22 protein-coding genes are annotated in these 21,604 nt (G+C 70.1%); 5 read left to right on the forward strand and 17 right to left on the reverse strand.

All coding sequences use genetic code 11. From position 1 onward, the window contains the following. The first annotated feature begins 77 nt into the window (after positions 1-77). Positions 78-644 carry a hypothetical protein gene (locus ABFJ78_RS18830; RefSeq protein ID WP_436387636.1) on the forward strand — a complete coding sequence of 189 codons (567 nt, stop codon included), beginning with the start codon at positions 78-80 and terminating at the stop codon, positions 642-644. Positions 645-1,544: 900 nt separating this feature from the next. Here the strand turns inward: ABFJ78_RS18830 and ABFJ78_RS18835 are convergent. The 14 genes from ABFJ78_RS18835 to ABFJ78_RS18900 form a co-directional block, all read right to left on the reverse strand. Further along, on the reverse strand, positions 1,545-2,036 hold the full coding sequence (locus ABFJ78_RS18835; protein ID WP_436387637.1) for a flavin reductase family protein: 492 nt from the start codon (positions 2,034-2,036) through the stop codon (positions 1,545-1,547). After that, positions 2,036-4,264 (reverse strand): molybdopterin-dependent oxidoreductase, encoded by a 2,229-nt coding sequence (locus ABFJ78_RS18840; protein ID WP_436387638.1) that lies wholly within the window; start codon positions 4,262-4,264, stop codon positions 2,036-2,038. The genes ABFJ78_RS18835 and ABFJ78_RS18840 overlap by 1 nt, the downstream gene beginning before the upstream one ends. Next, complete coding sequence (locus ABFJ78_RS18845) at positions 4,261-5,316, reverse strand: LLM class flavin-dependent oxidoreductase (RefSeq protein ID WP_436387639.1); 1,056 nt, start codon at positions 5,314-5,316, stop codon at positions 4,261-4,263. The genes ABFJ78_RS18840 and ABFJ78_RS18845 overlap by 4 nt, the downstream gene beginning before the upstream one ends. Beyond that, entirely contained in the window at positions 5,313-5,666 is a 354-nt protein-coding gene (locus tag ABFJ78_RS18850; RefSeq protein WP_436387640.1) for a 4Fe-4S binding protein, read from the reverse strand. The genes ABFJ78_RS18845 and ABFJ78_RS18850 overlap by 4 nt, the downstream gene beginning before the upstream one ends. Continuing rightward, on the reverse strand, positions 5,663-7,144 hold the full coding sequence (locus tag ABFJ78_RS18855; RefSeq protein ID WP_436387641.1) for an FAD-binding protein: 1,482 nt from the start codon (positions 7,142-7,144) through the stop codon (positions 5,663-5,665). Before ABFJ78_RS18855 ends, ABFJ78_RS18850 begins: the two co-directional genes overlap by 4 nt. Further along, complete coding sequence (locus tag ABFJ78_RS18860) at positions 7,141-7,848, reverse strand: ABC transporter ATP-binding protein (RefSeq protein ID WP_436387642.1); 708 nt, start codon at positions 7,846-7,848, stop codon at positions 7,141-7,143. Before ABFJ78_RS18860 ends, ABFJ78_RS18855 begins: the two co-directional genes overlap by 4 nt. Beyond that, the gene (locus ABFJ78_RS18865) at positions 7,845-8,813 is read right to left on the reverse strand and encodes an ABC transporter substrate-binding protein (RefSeq protein WP_436387643.1); all 969 of its coding nucleotides are present in this window, start codon (positions 8,811-8,813) and stop codon (positions 7,845-7,847) included. Before ABFJ78_RS18865 ends, ABFJ78_RS18860 begins: the two co-directional genes overlap by 4 nt. An 8-nt stretch (positions 8,814-8,821) precedes the next feature. Beyond that, positions 8,822-9,628 (reverse strand): ABC transporter permease subunit, encoded by an 807-nt coding sequence (locus ABFJ78_RS18870; protein WP_436387644.1) that lies wholly within the window; start codon positions 9,626-9,628, stop codon positions 8,822-8,824. Then, entirely contained in the window at positions 9,625-10,593 is a 969-nt protein-coding gene (locus ABFJ78_RS18875) for an ABC transporter substrate-binding protein (RefSeq protein WP_436387645.1), read from the reverse strand. The genes ABFJ78_RS18870 and ABFJ78_RS18875 overlap by 4 nt, the downstream gene beginning before the upstream one ends. Before the next feature lie 157 nt (positions 10,594-10,750). Further along, complete coding sequence (locus tag ABFJ78_RS18880) at positions 10,751-11,437, reverse strand: DsbA family oxidoreductase (protein ID WP_436387646.1); 687 nt, start codon at positions 11,435-11,437, stop codon at positions 10,751-10,753. A gap of 2 nt (positions 11,438-11,439) precedes the next feature. Then, positions 11,440-11,868 (reverse strand): cupin domain-containing protein, encoded by a 429-nt coding sequence (locus ABFJ78_RS18885; protein WP_436387647.1) that lies wholly within the window; start codon positions 11,866-11,868, stop codon positions 11,440-11,442. A 10-nt stretch (positions 11,869-11,878) separates the two neighbouring features. Beyond that, positions 11,879-12,301 carry an RrF2 family transcriptional regulator gene (locus ABFJ78_RS18890; RefSeq protein ID WP_436387648.1) on the reverse strand — a complete coding sequence of 141 codons (423 nt, stop codon included), beginning with the start codon at positions 12,299-12,301 and terminating at the stop codon, positions 11,879-11,881. A gap of 8 nt (positions 12,302-12,309) precedes the next feature. Then, the gene (locus tag ABFJ78_RS18895; RefSeq protein WP_436387649.1) at positions 12,310-12,987 is read right to left on the reverse strand and encodes an alpha/beta hydrolase; all 678 of its coding nucleotides are present in this window, start codon (positions 12,985-12,987) and stop codon (positions 12,310-12,312) included. Then, positions 12,984-14,093 (reverse strand): LLM class flavin-dependent oxidoreductase, encoded by a 1,110-nt coding sequence (locus ABFJ78_RS18900; RefSeq protein ID WP_436387650.1) that lies wholly within the window; start codon positions 14,091-14,093, stop codon positions 12,984-12,986. The genes ABFJ78_RS18895 and ABFJ78_RS18900 overlap by 4 nt, the downstream gene beginning before the upstream one ends. Positions 14,094-14,256: 163 nt before the next feature. Between ABFJ78_RS18900 and ABFJ78_RS18905 the strand changes: the two genes are divergently transcribed. Next, on the forward strand, positions 14,257-15,399 hold the full coding sequence (locus ABFJ78_RS18905; protein WP_436387651.1) for an acyl-CoA dehydrogenase family protein: 1,143 nt from the start codon (positions 14,257-14,259) through the stop codon (positions 15,397-15,399). Between the two features lie 14 nt (positions 15,400-15,413). On the opposite strand, the gene ABFJ78_RS18910 is transcribed toward ABFJ78_RS18905, so the two are convergent. Beyond that, on the reverse strand, positions 15,414-16,028 hold the full coding sequence (locus ABFJ78_RS18910; protein ID WP_436387652.1) for a TetR/AcrR family transcriptional regulator: 615 nt from the start codon (positions 16,026-16,028) through the stop codon (positions 15,414-15,416). Positions 16,029-16,095: 67 nt separating this feature from the next. Between ABFJ78_RS18910 and ABFJ78_RS18915 the strand changes: the two genes are divergently transcribed. Together ABFJ78_RS18915 and ABFJ78_RS18920 are read left to right on the forward strand one after the other, a co-directional pair. Next, the gene (locus tag ABFJ78_RS18915; protein WP_436387653.1) at positions 16,096-16,482 is read left to right on the forward strand and encodes a Dabb family protein; all 387 of its coding nucleotides are present in this window, start codon (positions 16,096-16,098) and stop codon (positions 16,480-16,482) included. 62 nt (positions 16,483-16,544) lie between these two features. Further along, entirely contained in the window at positions 16,545-17,048 is a 504-nt protein-coding gene (locus ABFJ78_RS18920) for an AAA family ATPase (protein WP_436387654.1), read from the forward strand. Positions 17,049-17,122: 74 nt separating this feature from the next. Here ABFJ78_RS18920 and ABFJ78_RS18925 read toward each other — a convergent pair whose 3' ends face one another. After that, positions 17,123-17,503 carry a hypothetical protein gene (locus ABFJ78_RS18925; protein ID WP_436387655.1) on the reverse strand — a complete coding sequence of 127 codons (381 nt, stop codon included), beginning with the start codon at positions 17,501-17,503 and terminating at the stop codon, positions 17,123-17,125. A gap of 875 nt (positions 17,504-18,378) precedes the next feature. Here ABFJ78_RS18925 and ABFJ78_RS18930 point away from each other — a divergent pair. Further along, positions 18,379-20,013: a DNA methyltransferase gene (locus tag ABFJ78_RS18930; RefSeq protein ID WP_436387656.1), complete on the forward strand. Its 1,635-nt coding sequence runs from the start codon at positions 18,379-18,381 to the stop codon at positions 20,011-20,013. On the opposite strand, the gene ABFJ78_RS18935 is transcribed toward ABFJ78_RS18930, so the two are convergent. After that, positions 20,010-21,488, reverse strand: coding sequence for a helix-turn-helix domain-containing protein (locus ABFJ78_RS18935; protein ID WP_436387657.1), 1,479 nt, complete (start codon positions 21,486-21,488; stop codon positions 20,010-20,012). The genes ABFJ78_RS18930 and ABFJ78_RS18935 overlap by 4 nt on opposite strands. Between the last annotated feature and the right edge of the window lie 116 nt (positions 21,489-21,604).

Below are 21,604 nucleotides of genomic sequence, written 5' to 3' on the forward strand. Positions count from 1 at the left end.
TCTGACGGCACCGTAATTTCATCCGCACCGTCGCGGGGGCTCCTCCTGGCGCAGCAGAGAGAGGTGGAAACAACCGTATGGGACACAAGCGATGGCTCGCGATGGCGGTCGCCGGGGCGGCAGTGGTGGCCGCGTGCGGCGAGCCTGCCACGGAGAATGGTGCGCCACCGTCGTCGACCGCATCCACCACGACAGGCAGCTCTTCCGCTGCCGTGCCGACCGAGGCGGTGGTGGCGTGGGTCGATGTGATGTGCGCGGTGGAGAAGCTCAGCTTGTGGAATCCGCCGCCACCGGTGAAGGCGACTGGCCTGAAGGAAGCCGATCGTGCGTTGGTGGTCGGGTACCTCACCGAAGGCTATGCCGCTTTCTCGCAGGCAAAGACGTCGCTGGACGGTCTTGGGCCTGCGCCTGTGCCCCAGGGTAACGAGCTGGTGACGGCGACGCGGGCTGCCGTCGGCAAGATGGCGGACAAGTTCGGCGAATACGTCCAGGAGGCCAGAACGTACCCGGCCCCGGACTTCGGTGCGCCATACCGGCTGGCGCAAGACGACGTCGCCTCGTACACAGCAGGCGAAACGCTCGCCGAACTGGCACAGCAGAACCCGACGGTAGCGGCGGCCCGGAAGCAGGCTCGCCGCTGTTAGCCGCGGATGGAGTGGAAGCTGGATCCCTCTGGTGGCGCGGACATGCAGGTCGTGGCGGGGATCGGGGTCAGTTGCCGATGGCGGGGCGCGGCCGGTGTAGGTGGTGTCCTCGACTTGCGCGGCGGCGATGAACCGGACGATGGTCCAGTCCACCCCGGAGCTGGTGACGACGTCGGTCATGCCGGTGATTTCGTCGTAGGCGCGGCGCATGAAGGCGCGGGGCAGGAAGCGGATGAGCCGGGTGACGGGGGTCGGCTTTTCGCGCGGGTCAAGGATGGCCGGGTGGCGTGGCCGATGTAGCGGCGCACACCGTGGTGTTTCCTGACGTCCAGGATGTGGCCGGTCCCGGCGACCAGCGGCAGGCCGGTGGCCTTGCCGTCCATGCTCGGCCCGAGCGCGCTGACGACCGCGTCCGCGCGCCACGCTGGCCCCGGTTCGCCGCGGCCGCCGGCGCGGACGCCGTGGCCGGCTACCTGTCCGCGCCGCTGTTCATCGACCGCGAGTACCAAGGCTCGCTCAACCTCTACGGCACCGCCGGGCAGGGCTTCGGCACCCTGGACGTCGCACTCCTGGATCTCTGCACCACCGCCCCCGAAGCCGCGTTGCGCAGCGCCCGCCGCTACACCGCCGCCCAGGCCACGATCGGACAGCTTCGCACCGCCCTGACCTCCCGCGCGGTCATCGGCCGGGCCAAAGGCATCCTCATGGCGCTGCACCGCATCTCCGCCGACGACGCTTTCGGCCGGCTGGTCGAGCGATCCCAGAACACCAACCTCAAGCTGCGCGACGTCGCCGAGCAGTTCGTCACCGACGTGCTCAGCAACCCCCGCCGAACCCACCGATCGCCCGGCCGGACCGGTTCCTGCTCTACGTCGAGAACGTCATCCGTGATCCGGGAACTCAGACGGCCGCGAGCCGGCGGAACCGGCTGCCGTGGAAGACCAGCGGCGGCGTTGCGGCCGTACTCAGACGGTGGATTTCCAGGAGGGCGATCAAATGGTCACCGGCCGGGACCTCGTCGTGCAGCGAACACTCCAGCCAGGCACTCGCCCCGCTGATGAAGACGCTGCGGTCGGGTCCGGGCTCCCACCCGACGTCCCGGAAGCGGTCGCCGTGGCGGGCCGACAGCCGGAGGCAGGCGTCGTCCTGGCCTTCGGCGAGGACGCTGAGGCCCAGCCGGGGCCGGTCCCGCAGGAGCGGCCACGTCGACGACGTCCGCTGGATGCACAGCGACACCAGCGGCGGCGCCAGCGAAACCGACGTGAACGAGCTGGCGGCCATCCCGCGCGGCACGCCGTCGGCGAGGGCGCACACCGCCGTGACGCCGGAAGGGAAGCAGCCGAAGGCTTCGCGCAGGTGGCTCTCGGACGTCACGGACTGGAGGTCGATCATCAGCGTCCTTTCCGAAGCGGGGGATGCAACGCCCGGACGGGTGGGGCGGGCTCGGGGAAGCGTTCGACGTCGACGGCCGCGTGCTGGCCCGCGCAGCCCTGCGACAGCCGCGACGACGGGATGTCGGCGGTCAGGACGTTCGGGTTGCCGTGCGCGCACAGCGGACCCGACGGGTGGTCGTCGACCGGGTCGAACCACGCGCCGGTCGCGAGCTGGACGACACCCGGCCGGAGCGCGTCGTCCAGGACAGCGCCGGCCAGGCAGGCACCGCGGGCGTTGAACACCCGGACGACGTCGCCGTCGGCGATGCCGCGGGCGGCCGCGTCGGCCGGGTTGAGCCGGATCGGCTCGCGCCCGGCCACCTTGCCCGCTTGGCTGACCTCGCCGGCGTCGAGCTGGCTGTGCAGGCGGGTGTGCGGCTGGTTCGCGATCAGCCACAGCGGCCCGGTTTCGGTCGGGGGCAGCCAGGCCGGGTGGCCGGGGCAGTCCGGGTAACCGAAGCCCGCGATGGTCGACGACGTGATCTCGATGCGGCCGCTTGGGGTGCGCAAGGGATGCGCGACCGGGTCCGCGCGGAAGTCGGCGAACAGCGTGTGGTGTTCGCGGCCGGGTGGGAGCCGCAGCTCGCCGGCGGCCCAGAACTCCTCGAACGAGGGAGTAGCGCGCCAGCCGGCGTAGAGGTGTTCCAGCCACCGCCGGGCCGTGCGGCCTTCGGTGAACGCGTCGGAAACACCCAGCCGGGCAGCCAAAGCCGAGAAGATCGCGTAGTCGTCGCGTGCTTCGCCGGCGGGTTCGGCGATCCGGTGCATCGCGATCAGGTGGGTGTCCCGGCGCCCGGAGCCGAGGTCCTCGCGTTCGAGGGCGGTGGTGGCGGGCAGGACGATGTCGGCGTGCCGGGCGGTGGTCGTCCAGTGGGGTTCGTGGACGACGACGGTGTCCGGGCGGGTGAACGCGCGGCGCAGGCGGTTGAGGTCCTGGTGGTGGTGGAACGGGTTGCCGCCGGCCCAGTAGACGAGCCGGGTGTCCGGGTAGCGGCGGACCTCGCCGTCGTAGTCGTAGGTCGCGCCCGGGTGCAGCAGCAGGTCGGCGATCCGGGCGACCGGGATGAACTCGTCCACCGGGTTGACGCCCTGCGGCAGGTACGGGATCCGGATCTCGGGGCCGGTGTCACCGACGTCGCCCATCGAGCCGTAGCCGTGCCCGAACCCACCGCCGGGCAGCCCGATCTGGCCCAGCATCGCCGCCAGCGCGATTCCCGCCCAGACCGGCTGTTCGCCGTGTTCGGTGCGCTGCAACGACCAGGTGACCGTGATCAACGTCCGGTGCGCGGCCATCTCGCGAGCGAGCGCGACGATGTCCGCGGCCGGGATGCCGGTGATCCCGGCCGCCCATTCCGCGTCCGTCCCGGTGTCGAGGAGGTACCGCTCGAATTCGGGGTAGCCGACGCAGTGGCGGTCGAGGAACTCCTTGTCGTGCCGGCCTTCCACGGCGAGGGTGTGGGCGAGCGCGAGCATCAGTGCGGTGTCGGTGGCGGGCCGGATCGGGTACCAGCGCGCGTCCACTGTGGACGGCATGTCGTCGCGCAGCGGGCTGATGAGCGCGACACGGGCTCGCAGCCGCGTGAGGTGCCCGGGCGTTCCGTGGACGGTGACGCCGCCGGGCGTGACGAAGACGTTCTTCTCCGGCACGCCACCGAAGGCGACGATCAGTTCGGTGTGCTCGGCGATCGTCGGCCAGGTCGACGCCTGGCGCAGCACCGCGTGCGTGTCGCCGACGACGTGCGGCAGCAGCACCGACGACGTCCCATTGCTGTAGGTGTTCCGCGACGCCGTGAAGCCGCCGATCGTGTTCAGGAACCGGTGCAGCTGGCTTTGGGCGTGGTGGAAGCGGCCGGCGCTGGCCCAGCCGTAGGAGCCGCCGAAGATCGCCTGGTTGCCGTGCTCGTGCCGGACCCGCTCCAGCTCGGCGGCCAGCCGGTCGAGGACGTCGTCCCAGGGCACCTCGACGAACTCGTCGCGGCCGCGGCGGTCGTCGGGGCCGGGGCCGTCGCCGAGCCAGCCGCGGCGGACCGCCGGCCGGGCCACCCGGCTCGGGTGATCCAGCGCGGCGGCCAGGTTGCCCAGCAGTGGCGAGGGCGCCGGGTCGGCCGGGTGCGGCTCGACGCGCAGCCGGCCGTCGGCGTCGACTTCGGCTGAAAAGGCGCCCCAGTGCGAAGTGCTCGGTTTCATGCCCCGACGGTAACCGCGTCGGCCTTTTCCCTGACCAAGCGCACGAGCGTGCCGTAGTCGCGGGCGTCGGCCAGCGGCGAGAACCCGCGGATCAGCAGGGTGCCGACACCGAGCCGGACGTAGTCGAGCAGCGAGTCCGCGACCTGCTCGTAGCTGCCGACCAGCGCCGTCGAGTTACCGGCCGCTCCGGTCGTCTTCGCCACCGCCGTCCACAGGCGTTCGTCGACCACGTCCCCGGTCGCGGCGGCCTCCAGGAGCCGCCGCGAGCCGGCCGCTTCGCTCGAGTCACGGCGGCCCTTGAACTCCCCGACGCGGTCCTGGGTCAGGCGCAGGATGTCGCGGGCCCGCTCCCACGCCTCGGCTTCGGTCGCCGCCGGGATCGGCCGGAGGCTGACGCTGAACGCGACGTCGCGGCCTGCGGACGCCCGGACCTGGTCGATGCGTTCGGCGATGCCTGCCAGGGGCTCGCCCCAGAAGGCGTAGACGTCGGCGTGCTTCGCCCCGACCCGGATCGCGTCGGCGGACGCGCCGCCGAAGTACACCGGGATGGGCCGCTCGGGGCGGATGTCGGAGCGGGCGCCGCGGACCCGGTAGAACTCGCCGTCGTGGTCGAACGGCTCGGCCGAGTCCCAGGTCCGCCGCACCACGGACAGAAAGTCGTCGGTGCGGCGGTAGCGGGTGGGCTTGTCGGTGAAGTCGCCGTCGCGGGCCTGGTCGGCGTCGTCGCCGCCGGTGATGACGTGCAGCGCGATCCGGCCGGGGTGGAACGCGTCGAGCGTGGCGAACTTGCGGGCCAGCTGGGTGGGCGCGACGAAGCCAGGCCGGTGGGCGAGCAGCACACCGAGCCGGTCGGTGGCGGCGAGGACCTGGTCCGCGAGCACGAACCCGTCCGGGCTGCTCGCCGACTGGGCGATCAGCACGCGGTCGAACCCGGCCGCCTCGTGGGTGCGGGCGACTTCGCGCAGGTAGCCCGGCTGGATGACCGGGCCGTCCGGCGCGACGATCTCGCTGGCCTGGCGGCCGGCGGCGTAACCGATGAATTCGAGCGTCACGGGGTCTCCTGTCCGAGGGCGCGGGCGGCGGCGAAGATGTTGCTCATCCGCCAGCTTTCGTTGGCGTGGGTGCGGCGCGCCCGGCCCCAGCCGGAGTCGCGCCGGTACTGCGCGGGCCAGTCACCGGCCCGGACGGCGGCTTCGTCGACGGCGACCGGCGTGCGGCAGTCCGGGTCGACGAACAGCGCGTCGGCCGGGCAGTACAGCTCGCACAGGAAGCACGTCTGGCAGTCGCTTTGGCGGGCGATGACCGGCGGTGCGTCCGGGACGGCGTCGAAGACGTCGCTGGGACACACCCGCACGCACTTGTCGCAGGCGATGCAGCGGTCGGCGAGGACGAGTTCGATCACGCGGCGGCCTCCTGCCAGTCCGTGCGCCAGTGCATGCCGAGGCTCTCGCGCCGGCGCAGGGCGGCGGTCTTGACCCAGCGGCCCATGGCGACCAGCGACGCGGTCTCGCGCGCCGTCACGGCGTCGCGGCCGGTGCCGGTGAGGCTCGCCTCGACGTCCGTCCACAGTGAATCCAATGTGGACAAAGAGGCACGGAGACCGGCTTCGTCGCGGAACATGTTCTTGTCGTAGGCGTTCAGCTCCTCCCGGACGACGTCGACTACGGCGGTCGTGTCCATCGCGGCCCGGCGCCGGCCGGGCCGGATTCCCGCCCGGCCCGCCGGCCGCAGGGCAGCCGCCGCGGCGGCCTTGCGCGCGTACCGGACCGCCGCCCGCCCGGCCCACGTGCCCGACGAGACCGCCCACGCGGAATTGGGTGAGCCGCCGCCGGAGATGGCGCCGACGACCGGCACCCGGCTGGCGACGTCACCCGCGGCGAACAGGCCGGGCACGCCGGTGGCGCAGTCCGGCCCGGTGACGAGCCCGCCGACGCCCCGGATGGTGCCCTCGCCGAGCAGGGTGACCTCGAACCGCTGGGTGTACGGGTCGATCCCGCGGCGGGTGAACGGCAGCAGGAAGTTGGGCTGCACCACGGGCATCTTGCGGCGCACCCAGTCCGGCGCGCGGTCGAGCGTCGTGAACACCGGACCGCGCAGCATCGCCGCGCCGAGGACGCGGTTGCGGTCCGGGCCGGGCGGCAGGTCGATCTCCCGGCCGTCGGCGTCGGTGTAGGTGCCGAACAAGTACGTCATCGACCGCGCCATCGTCGAGTACGCCGGGGCCAGGGTGTAGTAGTTCGAGAACTCCATGCCCGACAGCTGTGCTCCGGCTTCGACGGCCATGAGGTGGCCGTCGCCGGTGTTGCCGCGCGAGCCGAGCAGGTGGGACCGGAACGCCGTGCCGCCGGTGGCCAGCACGACCGCGCCCGCGCGGACCCGCCAGTTCCCGCCCGCCTGCCGCCGGACGCCGGCCGCGCCACCGACCGAACCGTCGGGGCGCAGCAGTAGTTCGAGAGCGGGGTGGTGGTCGAGGATCCGGACGCCGGCGCGGTGGACGAGCCCGCGCATCGCCCGCAGGTACTCCGGCCCGCGCACGTTGTTCGTCCGGTCCGGTTTGCCGTCCCGCACGGGGAACGGGTAGTACCGGTCCACCGTGGGCAGCCGGTCCCACGTCGTGCGCAGCACCCGCAGCGCCTGCTCGGGGTCGGCGAGACCGCCGGCGTGCGCGTGCCGCTCGGCGACCGCCCGCTCGTGCTCCGCGGGCGGGACGAACCAGTGCGTGACCCCGGCGGTGGCGGTGACGCCGCTGGTGCCGCAGTAACCCTTGTCCACCAGGACGACGTCCCCGCCGGCCTGGGCCGCGGCCAAGGCGGTCCAGGTCGCGGCGAGGCCGCCACCGATCACGAGCACGTCGGCGCCCGCGTCGAGATCGGCGGTCATCGGGATTCGGCCAGTTCGGCGTCGGCGGCGACGCCCAGCTCGGCGAGCAGCCGGTAACGCAGCTCTTCGAACTCGGGGTTGCGGCGGGTGCGTTCGCCGGTGAAGGCGACGCGGTGCTCGGCGGCGAGTTTGCCCTCGCGCAGGGCGACCACGCGGTCGGCGAGCAGGATGGCTTCGTCGACGTCGTGGGTGACGAGCAGGACGGCCGGGCGGTGCTTGTCCACCAGCTCCCGGACGAGAGCGTGCATCTTGATCCGGGTCAGCGCGTCGAGGGCGGCGAACGGCTCGTCGAGCAGCAGCAGCCGGGGTTCGCGGACCAGCGCCCGGGCGAGCGCGACGCGCTGGGCCTCGCCGCCGGACAGCGTGACCGGCCAGGCGTCGAGGTGCCCCGCCAGGCCGACTTCGGTCAGCGCGCGGGCGGCGGCTTCGCGAGGCAGGCCGATGGCGACGTTCTGCCACACCCGCCGCCAGGGCAGCAGGCGGTGTTCCTGGAACACGACCATCCGCTCGGCCGGTGCCGCCAGCTCGCCGTCGTCGGGGGTGTCGAGCCCGGCGAGCAGGCGCAGCAACGTCGTCTTGCCGCAGCCGCTTTCGCCGATGAGCGCGACGAACTCGCCGGGCGCGATGTCGAGGTCGAGTCCATTCAGGACGTTCCGTGGCCCGAAGCTCTTGGACAGTGCGCGCACGCGCACGGCGGTGCTCACAGCTTCACCGCGTGGTCGGCGATGGTGATCGGGCCGCTGAGGATCTTCCGCTGGGTGAGCCAGTCGGCGCCGCGCTGCAGTTGCGCGATCCCGTCGTCGTTGACCAATGCCAGCTTCGTCTGGACGTTCTTGGCGGCCATCTTGTCCAGCACCGGCTGGGGGTAGTGGGAGACGGCGTTGCCGATGTCGAGCGCTTCCTTGTAGTGCTGGTTCTGCCAGTCGTAGTCGGCCTGGAACGCGGCGATCACCTTGCGGATGGTGTCGGCGTTCTGTTCGGCGTAGTCGCGGCGGACGAGGTAGCTGGTGAAGTCGATCTGGAAGTCCAGCTCGTCGCCGTCGACGAAGATGGGCTTGGCGCCGTACTGGACCTCGGCGATCTCGCGGAAGCCCTGCCAGATGGCCCAGGCGTCGATCTTCCCGGCGCCGAACGCGGCGGACGCCTCGGGCGGGTTGAGGTAGGTGACCTTCACCGAGTCGCGGGGCACCTGGTACTTCTCCAGCGCGGCAACCAGGAGGAACTCGCCGAGACCGGCCTTGTTGACCGCGACGGTCTTGCCCGCCAGGTCGGTCACCTTCTCGATCCCGGTGTGCGCGCCCGCGACGATGGCGGTGGTCCGCGGGTTCGAGATGGCCCAGGCGACGTAGACCAGGTCGGCGCCGGAGAGGATCGCCTGGTCGGCGGGGGTCGTGCTGCCGCCGAAGCTGAAGTCGGCCGTGCCGCCGACGACCGCTTGCAGGGTCGGGGCGTGGTTGGGGAAGGGGCCGACCCACTCGACGGTGATGCCCTGGTCCTTGAGTGTTTTCTCCAGCACACCCCGGGCCTTGGGGACGGAGATGGTGCTGTAGGTCAGCCGGACCTTGCCCTGGGTGGCGCCGCCGGCCGAGCCGGTGGCGCACGCGGCGAGCGGGGCGGCGAGGGCGGTGATCCCGGCTGCGGTCAGGAACGTGCGGCGGGAGAGTGTCATGGCGGTCCTCAGGCGGTCAGGCGGGCGTAGGTGGGGTGCCAGCGCAGCAGGCGGCGTTCGAGCAGGCGGGTGATGAGGTCGCAGAGGATCCCGATCACGGCGTAGATGAGCACGACGAGCACGATCACGTCGGTCTGCAGGAATTCGCGGGCGTTGGTGGCCATGAACCCGAGCCCGGCGTCCGCGCCGAGGGTTTCGGCGATGACCAGGGCGAGCCAGGCGGCGGTGAGCGACAGCCGCAGCCCGCCGAGGATCGACGGCAGCGCGCCCGGCAGTACCACCCAGCGGATCTGCGCGGCGCGGCCGAGGCCGACGACGTCGGTCATCTCCAGCAGCTTCGGGTCGATCTGCCGGATGCCGAGCACGGTGGTCAGGTAGAGCGGGACGGCGGTGCCGAGCGCGATCAGGAAGATCTTCCCGGCTTCCCCGATCCCGAACCAGACGATCACCAGTGGCAGGATCGCCAGGAACGGTACCGCGCGGACCATCTGGATGCTGCGGTCCAGCAGTGCTTCGGCCACTTTGGACAGTCCGACGAGCAGGCCGAGCCCGAGGCCGAGGCTCGCGCCGATGGCGAACCCGGTGGCCGACCGCTGGAGGCTGGCCAGCAGGTTCGACGGCAGCTCGCCGTCGGCGATCAGGTCACCCGCCTTGGCCAGTACGCCGCTCGGGGCCGGCAGCACCTGCTCCGGCAGGAGCCCGGTCCGCGCGAGGAGTTCCCAGAGCGCGAGCACGGCCACCGGTGTCAGCCAGGAGATGGCCCGGTGTGGGAACCGGATCCCGGCGGTGGCGGGCCGGGCGAGGGCGCGCGTCATCGGGGATCGAGTCCGGAGTCGATGTACTCGGTCAGCTTCTTGCCGCCGGGGAACAGGCCCTGCTGCACCCAGGTGTCGTAGGTCTTCTGCAGCTGGGCGGCGAGCGCGGCGTCGACGGGGATGCGCTGGTAGGTCGTCTCGTCCGGGCGGACCTGGGCGGCGATCTCGATCGGCTGGTGGGCGAATCCGGCGTACCACTTGTCGAAGGCGTCGGGGTTGTCCTTCGACCAGGCGTAGCTCTTGTCGACGCGGCTCGCGAAGTCCTGGATCGCGGTGCGTTTGCGTGGGTCGCCCAGTGCTTTGTCGGTGGCCGACAGCACGTTGAGCCCGGAGTTGATGCCCGCGCCGTCGGAGAGCACCCGCGCGCCGAGTTCGCCGCGGGCGCGGGCGGCGTAGACGCTCCAGGTGGCCCAGGCGTCGATGTTGCCGGTCGAGAACGCGCCGTTCGCCTCCGAGGGGGCGAGGAAGTTGAGCGTGACGTCCTTGTCCGACAGCCCGGCCTGCTTGAGTGCGCCGATCACCAGGTAGTGGGCGACGCTGCCGCGGGTCGTGGGGGAGATCCGCTTGCCCTTGAGGTCGGCGACGGTGCGGGCGGGACTGTCCTTCGGCACCAGGAGGTAGGTGCCCTTGCCGCCGTTGCTCCAGGCCGCGGCGACCTTGATCTTGGAGCCGCCGGCGATCGCCGTGACGGTGGGGGAGTCGTTGGCACCGCCGATGTCGATCGCGTCCGCGCGCAGGGCTTCGTGCAGGTTGACCGCGGCGGCGAACTGCGACCACTCGATCTTGTAGGGCAGGTTGTCGAGCAGCCCGGCCGCTTTCAGCCGGGACTGGGTGGCGCCGGTCTGGTCGCCGACGCGCAGCACGACTTCGCCGGAGGCGTCCGATGTGGACGAACCGCACGCGGTGAGCGTGGTGAGGCCGAGCAGTGCGGCCACGAGCAGGGCGAGCCGGGGTTTCGAGGGCATGCGGAACTCCCAATGCGGTGTCGGCCGCGGAGATTCGGTGACGGGCGCCGGGCTAAATGGTCACCGGCATGTGTCTATTTTCCCCGGGGGTGCGGGAGAGTCAATGCCCGCGCCCGCGTTCTCACGAGCCGGGAAGGCTCCACTGTGGACGGCGGCGTCACCCGGTCGCGGCGCGCGCGGCGTCGAAGTACTCGCGCAGCGGACGCCAGCCGGGCACGACGAACCGGCCGCCGGGACCGGTGAAGGTGAGCGTCGGCAAGGCGTAGCGGACGTGGTGTTCGAGGTGCTTCGCGCGGCCGCTGTGCGGTCCGGGCGCGGTGATGTCAAGGACTTCCGGGCATGGGTTGCGCGTCTCACGCCAGTCGTCGCGGACGGCCTGGCGGACTTCGCCGCTCGCCATGGCCGTCCGCAAGGCATCGACGTCGAGGCCCGGCACGCCTTCGACGGCGGCGAGCACGCGATCGGTGTCGTCGGCCGGGGTGCCGAGCACGAACGTCGTCTCGCGCAGCCGGGTCAGCACGAGCTCGGCGACGGTTTCCCCTTGCGCCTCAGCGGCTTTCGCGGCCAGGGAAGCCGGCCAGCTCGTCCTCGCCACCCAGGCCAGGTGAGCCGGCTTCGGGGCGCCGGTGTGCTCGGTCACGCCGTCGATGAACTTCGCGTACCACGCGGCCTCGGCGGCGGGGTCCGGCGCCGGGTCCTCGTCGTCGTCGAAGAGGATGCCGAACACCCGGCGCCACCGGACGTCCGGCAGTTCCGCCCGCAGCAGGCGGAACTTCGGCTCCGACCCCCACGCCCACGGGCAGGCGGGGTCGGTGTACTCGACGACTTCGAGCGCCTGCGCCACGGTTACTCCTCGGGCACGTCGACCGGGGACCACAGGCTGGGCAGGTTGACCACGATGCCTTCCTGGCTGCTGCGCGCGATGACGACGACCGCCTCTTCGTCGGTCGGGTTCTCCTCGCGGTGCGGCACGTACGGCGGGACGAAGATGTAGTCGCCGGGTCCGGTCTCGATCCGGACCTCCTCGTCCCCGTCGGCGAAGACGAACACCGGGTGGCCGGACTTCACGTAGATCGCGGTCTCGGCCTCACCGTGGTGGTGGTCACCGGAGTTGGTGACCGGCGCGACGTGCGTCTCGCCCATCCAGACCTTCGACGAGCCGACGGTCTTGCCCGAAATGGCTTCCAGGCGGGTCATCCCGGTGGTCTGGTTGGTGTCGCCGGTCAGGTCGGCGCCGCGGATGTGCCGCAGCGGCTGGTGCCAGAGATCGCTCACGAAAGTCCCTTCAGGTGGCGACGCGGGCCGGGGCCGCGCCGGTGAGGAGGTCGGCGATCGTCGTCGCGCGCAGGATCGCGTCCAGCCCGGCTTCGACGTCCGACCAGAACGGGGCCATCCCCGCGGCCGTGCCGTGGTAGGCCAGCGCGGGGCGGGGTTCGCCGCGGACGGAGAGGAACTCGCCGTCGACCGCCACGACGGCGTCCCGCACGGTGACCTGGTCGGCGGCTCTGGCCAGCCAGTAGCCGCCCTCGCAGCCGCGCTGGCTGCGGACCAGCCCGGCCTGGCGCAGGTCCCGCATGACCGCCTTGATAAACCGGGCCGGGATGTCCTGCGTGGACGCGACGGCTTCGCAGGTGATCGGCCGCGTGGTGTCCGCGGCGAGCTCCAGCAGCACCCTGATCGCGTAATCCGCCCTGGCCGAGATACGCATACGCGCCATCATCCCCGGACCAGGACCGGTCCGCGCGTCCCGGCGCGCAGCCACTCCAGGAACTGGACGATCTCGGCGGCCACGCTGCGGTGGGCGACGTCGTTGAGCACGTCGTGCCGGCCGCCCTCGACCAGCGCGAACCGGCCGGCGGGGAGCATCTCGGCGAAGGCTCGGGCGGCCTTCGGGTCCGCGACCAGGTCCGCGCCGCCGTGCAGGACGAGCGCCGGGATGCCGGGGAGGGGCGCCGGGATTCCGGCGGGCTCGGCGAGCAAGGCGCCGCGCCGCAGCCCGTCGTCGCCCTCGAGCAGCGCGCGATGCACCGGACACGCCGTCCGCGCGTCGAGTTCGGCTTCCCACGAGCGGTCCGGCGTGGCGTCCGCGGACAGCGGCAGCCCGGCCGCCACGACCGCGTGCACCGGCAGCTCCACGGCGAGGGCCAGTGCCTCGATGGCGCCGGTGTCGCTGCCGGCCAGGACCACGGGGACCGGGCCGCCGCGGATCTCGCCGGCGACGTCGTCCCCGGAGGCCACGGCGACGATCCGGTAGCCGTCGAAAGCGAGCCGGGCGCCGAGCCTGGCGTAGAGCGCCGGGTGCTCGCCCCGGCCGGGCAGCAGCACGACCGTGCCGCGCACGGGCACGCCTTCGGCGGGGGCCCAGCGGACCGTCGCGGCGGGGGCGCGCGTCATACGGCGGCCGCCGTGGCGGGCTGCCGCTCGCGGCGGGCCAGCTCGGACCGCACCAGCGGCAGCAGGTGCCGTCCGTAGTCGATCGCGTCGTCGAGCGGGTCGTACCCGCGGATCAGCAGGGTGGAGACGCCGATGCCGACGTAGTCCAGCAAAGCCTGCGCGACCGTTTCCGGCGTGCCGACCAGCGCGGTGGAGTTGCCGGCGGCGCCGGTCGCCGTGGCCAAGGGAGTCCACAGTGCACGGTCGTGGCGGTCGGCCTTCGCCGCCGCGGCCAGCAGCCGGACGCTGCCGGCGTTGGTGGGCGGGCCGCCGTCACGCCATTCGCGCGCCGCCTTCGCGGCGCCGGTCGCGGTGATCTTGTCGAGGATCCGTTCGGCCCGTTCCCACGCCAGTTCCCCGGTGGGGCCGAGGATGGGCCGGAAGGACACGCTGATGCGGGGCGGGGTGAGCCGTCCCGCCGCCTTCGCCGCCGCGCGGACGGACGCGATCTGCTCCGCCGTCTCCTTCAGCGGTTCGCCCCAGAGCGCGAACACGTCGGCGTGCTTGCCGCCGACCCGGTAGGCCGCCTCGGAAGAACCGCCGAAGTACAGCGGGATCCGGGGATTCTGCAGCGGCCGCACCTGCGGCGTGTAGTCGTCGAGCCGGTAGTGCTTGCCGTGGTGGGAGAACGCGGTGCCGGAGGTCCAGGCGCGCTTGACGACGTCCAGGTACTCGTCCGTGCGCTCGTAGCGTTCGTCCTTGGGCAGGTAGTCGCCGTCGCGGGCCTGCTCGACGTCGCTGCCGCCGGTGATGGTGTGCACCGCGACGCGGCCGCCGGTGAAGTGGTCGAGGGTGGCGAACGCGCGTGCCGCCAGGGTCGGCGCGACGAACCCGGGGCGGTGGGCGACGAGCAGGCCGAGGCGCTCGGTGTGGGCGGCCGCGTAGGCCGCCACCTGCTGGCCTTCCGGCCAGCCCGCGCCGTAGCCGATGAGCACGCGGTCGAAGCCGCCGTCCTCGTGCGCCCGGGCGAACCGGCGGACGTAGGCGGGGTCGATGACCGGTCCTCTGGCGGGCCGGGTCTCGCTCGCGTCCTGGGTGCCGATCATGCCGACGAACTCGACGGGCATCTGCTTTCCTTTCGCCGCAAGAAGAACGCCCTGTCAGAGAACGGCACGGGGGTCCCGGTGTCAATTGGTCAGCTGCAGGTGTCCATTTGGTGGACGTGGCTGGCTTCCACCGATCCGCGCGGCTTATCGTCGGCCCGCTCGCCGACCCTTCCGGGAGGACTTCGTGACCACGACCGTCGCCACCGGGCCGCCACCCGACCTCGCCGCGCTGCCGTCGATCGTCGCCGGGCTGTCCGCGCGAGCCGGCGAGCACGACCGTGAAGGGACGTTCCCGCACGAGGGTGTCGCGCTGGTGCACGCCGCGGGTTTGCTGACCACGACCGTGCACCCGCGCTACGGCGGTCCGGGCGCCGGGGTGCTCGACACCGCGCGGCTGCTCGCGGAGCTGGGCCGCGGTGACCCGTCGGTGGCCCTGGTGACCGCCATGACGCTGTTCGTCCACGCGGCACAAGGTCTGGACCCGACGTGGCCGGACGAGGTGTACCGGGAGGTGCTCGCGGAGTCCGCCGAGCGGCCGGTGCTGATCAACGCGCTGCGCGTGGAACCGGAACTGGGCTCGCCGACCCGGGGCGGCCTGCCCGCGACGATCGCGCGCCGGACCGCGGACGGGTGGCGCCTGTCCGGCCGCAAGATCTACTCGACCGGCTCGGTGGGCCTGCGCTGGATGGTGGTCTGGGCCCGGACCGACGAACCGGAGCCGCGCGTCGGCGGGTTCCTGATCCGCGCCGACGCACCGGGCATCACGATCGAGCCGGCCTGGGACCACCTCGGCCTGCGGGCCAGCGCCAGTCACGACGTCGTGTTCACCGACGTCCCGGTGGCGGACGGGGCGACTGCCGGACTGTCCACACCGGACGCTCAACGGCCGCCGGTGCCGACGTTCCCCTTGGCGCTGCCCGCGCTCTACCTCGGTGTGGCGCGCAACGCCCTGGACTGGCTCACCGGGTTCCTGCGCGAACGCGTCCCGAGTGGACTCGGCAAGCCGCTGGCCACGCTGCCGCGGTTCCAGGCCGGGGTGGGGGAGATCGCCGCGCGGATCACCGGGGCTCAGGAAGTCCTGTTCGGACTCGCCCGCCGGGTCGACGAAGGCGATCCCGACGCCGCGGCGCACGCGGGCGTCGCGAAGGTGCTCGCGACGCGGTTGCTCATCGAGGCGGTCGAGCAAGCCGTCGCGCTCGCCGGGAACCCCGGGCTGACGCGGGCCAACCCGCTGCAACGGCATTACCGCGACATGCTGTGCAGCCGCGTCCACACCCCGCAGGACGATGCCGTGCTGACCGGTCTGGGCCGGTCGCTCCTCGGCTGATCGCCTGAGCGGGCTCAGGCGGCGAAGGTCCGCATGATCGTCTCGGTGGCCTGGTCGGCGACCGCGTCGATCTCGGTGACCGGGACCCGCCGCGTGCCCAGGTGCGAGCGGCGCTCGAGCGGGCCGGTCAGCAGGGCGAGGAACTGCTCCGCGACGAGCGCGGGATCGCAGTGCCGCAGCTGCCCGCCGACCACCAGCCGGGCGAGGCGGTCCGCCAGTGCGTCACCCAGCCGTCCGGCGGTGACGGCGTGGACGTCGGTCAGCAGCTCGGGGAACCGGCCCAGCTGGGCGTAGGTGAGCGCGCGCAGGGCGCGGGACTGCTCGTCGCAGCAGCGCCGGGCCAAGGCGCGGGCCGCGCGCGTCAGGATCCGCCGTGGGTCGCCGTCCGGGGCGATGCGCTCGACCGCCGCGAGGTTGGCGGCGCCGACCTGCTCCGCGACCGCGGCGAGGGCGGCGCGGAAGAGTGCTTCCTTGTCCTCGAAATGGTTGTAGACCGTGGGCTTCGCGACGCCGGCCTCGGCGGCGATCTCCTGGACGTTGGCGGCGTCGTAACCGGCCCGGGCGAAGACGGCGAAGGCGGCATCGAGGATCGCCTCCCGCTTGTCGATCCGGCCGCGCGCCTTGGTCATGGACGTAGTTTACAACGGTCTCATGAGTTCGCTAATTTGAACCTACGAGTTCACTTTGGAGGACGCCATGATCGTCAACCTGCTGCGGTTCCGCTTCCGTGACGATGTCACCGAGGACCTGCGCGAAGCCGTCCTGGAGGCCATGCGGCGGACGGCGAGCGTCGAGTCCGCCGCGTTCGGCACGGTCGGGCGGGATCTCGGTGACCCGGCCGAGGGGTACACGCACGCCTACTGCGTCGGCGTCGAGGATCTCGCCGCGCTGGAGCGGTACCTGCACGACCCCGTGCACCTGGCCGGCGACGACGTCATTCTGCCGGCCCTGGCGCGGCTGTCGGCGGTACGGTTCACCGACGACACCGACCCGGGCACCGGAACCAAGATCGTCGCCCTGCACCGGGCGAAGCTCGCGAAGTACCCGGACTGGGAGCGGCAGCTGAACGCGATTCCCGCCTGACGCCCGAACGGCGCACAGCGGCGGAGCCCGCGATGTGAGAACGCCGGTCCTGGCTGCCGGGCGTGACGTCCGCCGTCCTGGTCGTGCTCGGCGGCCTGCCGGGCACCGGCAAGTCCACGGTGGCCCGGCCGCTGGCTCGCGCGCTCGCGGCGGCCTACCCGCGGATCGACACTATCGAGCAGGCTCTCGTGGACTCGGGAGAGCTTTCCGCGCCGCCGCGTGCCGCGGGGTACGTCACTGGTTACGCCCTGGCCCGAGACCAGCTCGCCAACGGCGTGGCCGTCGTCGCCGAGTGCGTCAATCCGCTGAAGATCACCAGGGAGGCGTGGCGCGCGGTCGGGCCCCGGGTCCTCGAAGTCGAGCTCGTCTGCTCCGATCCGGCCGAGCACCGCGCCCGCGTGGAGGGGCGGACCGCCGACATCCCCGGTCCCGAGCTGCCGACGTGGCGGGACGTCGTCGAGCGGGAGTACGAGCCGTGGGATCGCGACCACCTGGTCGTCGACACCGCCGCCACGACTGTGGCCGGATGTGTCGAGCTGATCCTCCGGCACGTCACCGCGCTTTGAGGGCCGAGTACGGGTCGCGGCGACCCCGCGTGCCCAGTCGTTGTCGCCAACATGGTCAAGGAAGTCACGCCGTCTCACTTTCCGGCCCACGCCGGCGGATATCCGCGTGCGGTCACCCAGCTGCTCCTGGCCGGCGCGGATGCCCGCCACCCGCTCAGCGCGACCGCCGCGACGACGAGCAGCAGTGTGGTGCCGGCGATCACCACCGGGAGGCGGGGTGGCACGGCGACGACCCGGTCGGCGGCACCGGGTCCGGGCGTTGCCAAGCCGGTCAGGACCTGTTCGGCTCGGGCCATCGTGGGCCGGGTGGCGGGGGCTGGGTGCAGAAAGCCGAGGACGGCGTCGATGACCGGGCCGTGGGTGCGTGGTGGCACGGCATCGAAGGGCGGCCGCCCTTCGATGGCGGTGTAGAGGGTGGCGCCGAGGGAGAAGACGTCTGCTGGGAGGCCCGGCACAGCGCCCCGCGCCACCTCGGGCGCGAGGTAGGCGGGGGGAGCCGGTGTTCAGCCCGAAGCCGGTGATCTTGACCGTCCCGCTCTTCGTGATCAGTACGTGGTCCGGGGTTGATGCCGCGACGCAGGATGCCCTCGGCGTGCACGGCCGCCGAGGCCGAGGCCAGCCGGGCGCCGAGTGCGGCGACGCGGTCCGGCGGGAGGCTCCCGATCTGCTGGACCTCGATGACCGCACGTCCTCGGCCTCGTGTAGCGAGTCGCGCTCCGATCGCGGATGGCTCGGCCAGGTGGTGTCGCGGTGGACCGTGGGTCAGAGTCACCTCCGCCCCGGCCAGAACACCGCCGCCCGCTACCGTCTCCGGCACTCCCGCGCGCCTCGGCTGCCAGCCCCGTCCGGGCCCCCGGATCCGGCCAAAAGTAGACCGCGAATAGACCGCGACTGGCCGCACATCACCGGTTTCAGCCGTACACAACCGGATATCCCGGACTGGATCGCCGCTCCGGAAAAGCCAGCTCATAGACCTATTTTCGCAGGTCAGATGTGGTGCCCCCGGTGAGATTCGAACTCACACTGGACGGGTTTTGAACGGACCTGCGAAACGGGGTTCGACCTGCGGACTTACCTCCTGCAGCTGATCTTCGGGGGTGTCTAGGGGGTTGCTCGGTCGTCTGGTCGAAGGCCGCCTTGTGTAGATGCGTTAGTCCCAGCGGCGGAGGCTCGGACCAACCATGACCTGCGGCTGTCCACTAAATGTCCGTTATCTGTTTACCAGGTGACCGTTGAACAACGCGAATGTTACGGATCGACCTCGGTCGTAACTTCGGAACTCCACTGTCCGACCACGATCAAGACGTGTTCGGGAGAGTGGGGAGGGAATGTGGTCCGCAGCTGGCGCAACCAACTCTTCTATGGTGACAATCTTGACGTCCTGCGACGGCATGTTCCCGATGAATCCGTAGACCTCATTTACCTCGACCCGCCATTCAATTCGAATCGTTCATACAATGTGCTCTTCAAGCACAAGAGTGGCGATGAGTCGCAAGCGCAAATAGAGGCTTTCGATGACACCTGGGTGTGGAGTCAGGATTCCGAGTCTCAGTATCATGAGATAATCAATGGTGGCGCGCCAGTGCGTGTTGCTGACACGCTTGAAGCTATGCGTCGACTGGTGGGCGAGAATGACGTCCTGGCATACCTTGTCATGATGACTGTCAGGCTAGTCGAGTTGCATCGTGTACTTAAGTTGTCAGGCTCCCTGTATCTTCATTGTGATCCCACTGCTAGCCATTATTTGAAGATAATTCTCGATGCGATCTTTGGTCCTGAGCTGTTTCGAAATGAGATCGTATGGCGGCGAACTATGGCCAAGGGGTTGATGAGTCGCCGCCTTCCTTCGAATCATGACACAATTCTTGTCTACAGTAAATCTGAACTGCCGACTTGGGTCGAAGAGGCAGTTTTTCAGCCATATGACCAACTTAACTTGGATGAGCGGACGGCTCAGAAGTACTCCCAACGAGATTCCGATGGTCGTCTCTATCAGCTAACTAGTCTTATAAATCCCAGTCAGGATAGGCCGAACTTGACCTACGAGTTCCTTGGGGTTACCAGGGTTTGGCGTTGGACGAAGCAGCGCATGCAAGAGGCATACGAGAGTGGGCTCGTTGTGCAGACAAAGCCGGGTCGCGTTCCGCGACTCAAGCGATATCTTGACGAGCAGCGCGGCAAGCCTCTTGACGACGTTTGGTCCGATATTCCGCCCTTGAACTCCAGGGCGGCAGAGAGGCTTGGGTACCCGACGCAAAAGCCCGTGAGTTTGCTTGAGCGGATAATCAAAATGGCAAGCAAGGAAGGAGATGTGGTTCTTGACCCCTTCTGTGGCTGTGGTACTGCGATTGCGGCTGCCGAACGTCTTGACAGGCGGTGGATGGGCATCGATGTGACCTACCTTGCGGTTGATCTGATCGAGAAGAGGTTGCGGCACACGTATGGCGAATCTGTAATGGACAAATTCACGGTGGTTGGCATCCCCCGGGACGTGGAAGCTGCTCAGGCACTGTTCGCGCGATCTCCGTTTGAGTTCGAGCGTTGGGCGGTCTCCTTGGTGGATGGTCAACCTAATGAGAAGCAAGTTGGTGATAAGGGTATCGACGGCGTTATTAGGTTCATTGCGGATAGTCGCGGATCGACAGAAAAAGTGCTGGTGTCCGTCAAGGGCGGTAGGCAGCTCGGACCTCAGATGGTTCGAGACCTTGCTGGGACGGTTTCCACGAACCATGCCGCAGGCGGTGTTCTTATAACACTTGCCAAGCCGACACGTGGCATGATTGATGCCAGCCGGCATTCTGGGCTGTTCCATCACGCGAGGCAAGGTAAGGCCTATCCCCGTGTTCAGCTCATAAGTGTTCCAGAGCTGCTGGAAGGTAAGAGGCCGACGCTGCCTCCGGTTGTGCTCCCATACGTCCAGGCGAAGCGAAACAGTAATGCTGGCGTGCAGCAGACCATCTTTTAGTCGCGTGCCAATATCTGGTTGCGGAACCTCCATGCGCGTTCAAGGATGCATGCGCCTGGTGAAGCCATCGGTTCGTTGGTTAGCAACTTTGTAACGCTGCTTTCGGTGAAGGGTACTCCTTCGGATACGGATGATGACTCGGAAGCTGTTACCAATACGCCTTCGGCGTTGACGTCAACGGCGTCGCCAAACAGGTCGTCAAAGACGTCGTCGTCCATCACGACTACGGTCAGCACAGTGGCAGTGAGGGTAAGCGTGTCAAGCCCAATGCCGAGACAGTAGGCAGTAACGCGGTCCTTTTCGCGCGCAGCCTGCAGGTCGCGGTATAGCGACCAGTTCTCATAGTCGAGCGGTTCGCCCTGGCTGCCATCGCGCTCCGGCTCTCCGAGAATCTCCTCGGAGTACTCCCTGACCATGCTGCGCCACAGGTCGAAGTCGTTCTCCTTGTCCCAGGCCGCGACCGACGACGGCTGGAACTCGCCGGCTGGGATGAGGCCGTAGATGCCGGCGGCCGTTGCCACCTTGGCCGGGTCGCGCCAGTGCAGGAGGAACGTCGCTTTGCCAGTGTCGCGCTGGCGGCGGAGCGTCAGTGTCTCGATCGCGGGCATGACCGGCCGCCGCTCCAGGTCGAACGGGTCGCCGATCAGACCTCGCAGCGGGAGTTCGGCCCAGTCCGCGCGGGGGATCTTCCGGTTCGGGAACTGCGCAACGGCCAGCTCGTGCGCGATGGCCTCGGACAAGTCGAGCTTGTCGAAGTACGTGGCCAGGCCGAACGTCATCCGCTCGTTCGATGGCGTCAGGTCGACGTCCAGCAGCCGGTAGCTGGTGCGGTTCTCGAACAGCGCCGGCGGGTCCAGGTACTTGATCGCCGACGTGTACCGCTCGAAGCGCCGGCCGGGCGCGCGGAGCGGCAATGCCTTGTCTGCCTCAGGCTCTGTGCCGGTGACCGTGATCGGGACCCGGTGATCCTTCCACTCAAGCTTGATGTCCTCCAGGCGCACCGGCGCCGGCGGCATCCACTCGCGCCGGGCGATCAACGGAGCCTTACCGATGCGCGCTTCCGGCCGGTAGAGCGACGCGGCCGCCTCGGCGAGTTCGCGCCGGCGGCTGTTGAGCTCGCGCCGCATCCGGCGCCACTCCTCCTGGCTCACCGCGACCGGATCGACCTCGTTCACCAGCGCCGACGTCGACGGGGGAGCGACGGGCTGAAGCAGCTCCTTGGATAGGCCGAGCCGTGAGGGCGAGATGCCAAGCTGGTTAGCGACCCGCAGCAGCGTGTCCAGGTCCCGGACCTGCCGTTGACCAGTTTCGATCTTCGAGATGTACGACTGGTCCATGTTGAGGATCTGGGCCAAGTCAGCCTGGTTGAGCCCGTTCGTCTTCCGGTACTCCTTCAAGACCTCGGCAAGCAGCCCGGTGTTCAGTTCGAGCTCGGTTGTCGACCTCGGCGAGAGCCACGGCTGGTCTGCTTCCACTGGTGGCAAGTCCCTTCTTTTCGATCTTCTTCGGCTGCGATCGGGCTGGGCGAATGGCGTTTGACCTGCGGTTATGCCTGGCTGTCATGCGGAAGCGTCGTTAGGACTGTCCGGCC

The organism is Amycolatopsis sp. MEPSY49, from assembly GCF_051337345.1.
Lineage (GTDB): Bacteria > Actinomycetota > Actinomycetes > Mycobacteriales > Pseudonocardiaceae > Amycolatopsis.